Genomic DNA, 3,090 nt, shown 5'->3' with positions numbered 1-3,090 from the left:
CCCCCACGCGCGCATCGGCGGTCTTGCTGCGTCCGATATCTCCGTGCACGACGGCCAGCGCTGACGCGCGCGCCGTCGATGCCCGTACCGGCCGGCTATCCGAGCAAGCCCTTCAATCCCGCGTAGATCGAGCCGACAGCGGTCGCGGCGACGCCGGCCAGCGGCCCAATGGTCTGCATGAGGTCCTGGATCAAGCGGGCGCGGCGGCGCAGCTGTTCCTCGCCGACATGTTGTCCCAGCAGGCGCGCCACGCGGAAGGCGAACGCATTCGGCTTGCCGCCCTGGGTCAGCACGCGCGGCAGCACCTGGAAGATCACGACGCTCAAGATGTTTCCGGAGACGGAGGCGAGCAGGATGCTGGCGCCGTATTCGAATACTTCCCGCCATTCGATCCAGGCTTGCGGCAGGATCGGGACATGATCGTGAATCCCCGTGACCGTCAGCATCGACAGGACGCTGACAGCCGCCGCCAAGAACGCCAGCACCAAGGCCGCCACGGCCGAAACCCGGTGCAGCGGGTAGGCCACGAATCCGAACAGCAGCGGTACGGCGATGGACGCAATCCGAAGCGGGATCGGAGACATGTTGAAAGTGATGGTCACGAGCACGTGCGCGATCACCAGAAGAAGGGACGGTATCGCGACGTAGAGAACCGCATGCGTCGTGAAATAGCGCAGCGGATTCTTGTACCGTTCGAGCCGGACGTTGACCCGGTCGAGATCACGCCTGAGCCTGTCCAGATCGGCGACGATCTCTTCGATCTCGAGCAAGGTCGGCCGCACCACGCGCAGGTCGCGCGAGCAGTGCTTGCACGCGATGGCTTCGTCCTTGATCGTCTCGGCGCAGAACGGACATTCCATCGTTAACGCGAATGCCTCCGCCTCATGAAGGCCTCGGCCTCGTCCCTGGCCCGTTTCAGCTCGTCGCGCAGCTCCTGGCGCTTGCGCAGGAGATCGTCACGCTCCGCAACCAGCGTCGCGGGAACGGCGATGTCGCGCCCGCAGGACGCGCAGACGAGCGCGCCCTCCCCGGTCCCCGCCCGGCAGTAGGGACACGTCACTTGGGTGCGACCTTCAGCGTGAAGATGGCCGTGCCCGAACGGCCATCACTGTCCCTGATATCGACACGCACCGCGTATTCGCCCGGCGGCAGCTCCGCATCCTGCATGTTGATGCCATCGGCCTTCACGAACGGCTTGACCCGCGAGGTCAAGTCGACATTCGGCGTCCGGAGGAAGATGATCTTGACCGATTCCGGATCGATCTTTGCCCCGCCATAGGACTGGAATTTCAATACCAGCGGTAGAGGTGAGCTCGCCGAGTCGACCGGCGAGACGAACTCGACCTTGGGGCCGCGCATGATGCCGCGCTGATCGACGGCAACCGCGCCTTTCGGCGGCGGCAGCTTGGCTTCCTCCTCCGTGATCAATGGCGTGGCACGCGATGGTCCCGAGAACAACAAACCTGCAGCCACGAGGCCCAGCAAAACATTCCGCTTCATTTTCCCTGCACCCCTTCCCCAGTTCGTCAACGCAAGCCGCCATCGCCGATAATGGTGTAAGGCGCCCAGAACAGCGGATGCGCATAGGCAAACTCGGTCTTGCCCTCGCTGCTGAGATAGCCCGGACCATCGACGAGGGCCATCGTCGCCTGGCGCAGCGCCTCGCTGCGCGACAGCTTGGGATCATCGGCCTGCCGCTTGAACAGATCCGTCACCAATTGCCGCGCCGACTGTGAATGCACCGACCAGTTCGTCACCAGCAGGGCGCGCGTGCCGGCGTAGAAGAACGCACGGCCGAGCCCGGAGGCCGCCTCGGCCCCTGCGCCTGCGCCTGCACCGGTATTGCAGGCCGACAGGACGACCCAGTCCGCGTCCAGCTTGAGACCGAGGATCTCCTCCATGGTCAAGAGCCCGTCGCCGCCCTCGCCCGTCACCACCGGCGACGACAAAGCGAGTGCCGGCTGCGTCAGTCCGTTCAGCTCGCCCGGGACCAGACCGTGGGTGGCAAAGGCGAGGATCTTGAAGCCGGAGAGGTTCATGGTCTTCACCGCGCTCTCCGTCGCGCTCTTGCCGAGGAACAACACCTTCGCGGGGTCCGCCTGCAACGCCAGCGCGATCGATTTCAACTCGTCGGCCGTGTCGGGAAGCCGGGGCAAGAGACCGAGCTCGGCGCTGTCGACGCCGTCGAGCTTCGGACTATTGCGCCGCTTCAGCGGCCCGCCGCGCGTGATGTTGCCGCTGGCGTCGGCGACCTGAATCTTCTGCCCGCCGCCTTCCGCCTCGGCCTGCTGGTCGCTGTTGAAATAGGGATCGCCGAAGGCGATGAGGTCGCCGCGGCCGGGCTTGCCGGCCGGCAATTGCCGCAATGTCCGCAATGCCGCCGCCGACGGCACCGTGGACACCGCATGGGTTCGCGCCAGCCACGGCACGTTCCGATAACCGATGAAGAGCGGATCCTCGTCCGCGGCCACCTCCGCTGGTGCCGTCGGCAACAAGGACAGCGGCAGCAGTCCCAGCGCGCCGTTGGTCACGACGATCAGCTTCTTGGCCGGCTTCCAGCCGCTCTCGACCGGCTTGAGCAGCAGCTCGTAGAGCTCATGGCCGAGCTTGAGGTCGAAGGGCGGAATGTCCGAGATCATCGCAGCCTGCGGCTCGAGCGCTTCGCGCAGCTTGCGGATCTTGCCCTCGATGTCGCCGATCTTGGCCTGGACGGCGGCGAACGCCACCGGCCCCGATTTCGGCACGGCCCAGACGAAGCTGCCGTTCTGGCCGAAATAGAACGACAGCATGGCCTCGTCGTCGCCGAGCGTCGCGCGGATCTCGGCGACGCTCGGCGGCTTGGGCGAGACAAGATCGGCGTAGATCGGAAACTTCTGCTTGATCTCCTGACGCGCCTTGTCGCGCTGGCCGCGCAAGGCCGCGATCGAGGCCTGAATCTGTGCAACGCCCTTCTCGTCGCGCTCCGCCGCGGGAAGCGCGAGCACGTTGTTGAGGGTGCCGAGCTGAGCGTTGACCTGCTTGGTCAGGTCCTGCTCCTTGCGCACGAGCTCGGCGAGCGCGGGATCCTTTGCCGCCGCGCGCGCACTCGAG

Annotated in this window: 4 protein-coding genes; all 4 read right to left on the bottom strand. The window is 65.9% G+C overall.

Annotated features, from left to right (window positions below):
* Positions 1-95: 95 nt before the first annotated feature.
* Positions 96-860, bottom strand: coding sequence for a hypothetical protein (locus tag MOV75_RS32475; protein ID WP_247007359.1), 765 nt, complete (start codon positions 858-860; stop codon positions 96-98).
* 2 nt (positions 861-862) lie between these two features.
* The gene (locus MOV75_RS32470) at positions 863-1,060 is read right to left on the bottom strand and encodes a hypothetical protein (RefSeq protein WP_246930632.1); all 198 of its coding nucleotides are present in this window, start codon (positions 1,058-1,060) and stop codon (positions 863-865) included.
* A complete protein-coding gene (locus MOV75_RS32465; RefSeq protein ID WP_246930634.1) occupies positions 1,057-1,500 on the bottom strand; it encodes a hypothetical protein in 444 nt (147 codons plus the stop codon). The genes MOV75_RS32470 and MOV75_RS32465 overlap by 4 nt, the downstream gene beginning before the upstream one ends.
* 26 nt (positions 1,501-1,526) lie before the next feature.
* On the bottom strand, positions 1,527-3,090 hold a 1,564-nt coding region (locus MOV75_RS32460; RefSeq protein ID WP_247007357.1), incomplete at its 5' end, for a CHAT domain-containing protein.

It is taken from the genome of Bradyrhizobium sp. PRIMUS42, from assembly GCF_023006515.1.
Lineage (GTDB): Bacteria > Pseudomonadota > Alphaproteobacteria > Rhizobiales > Xanthobacteraceae > Bradyrhizobium.
Note: the sequence above shows the minus strand (reverse complement) of the source record. Positions and strands in the feature narration are given on the sequence as shown.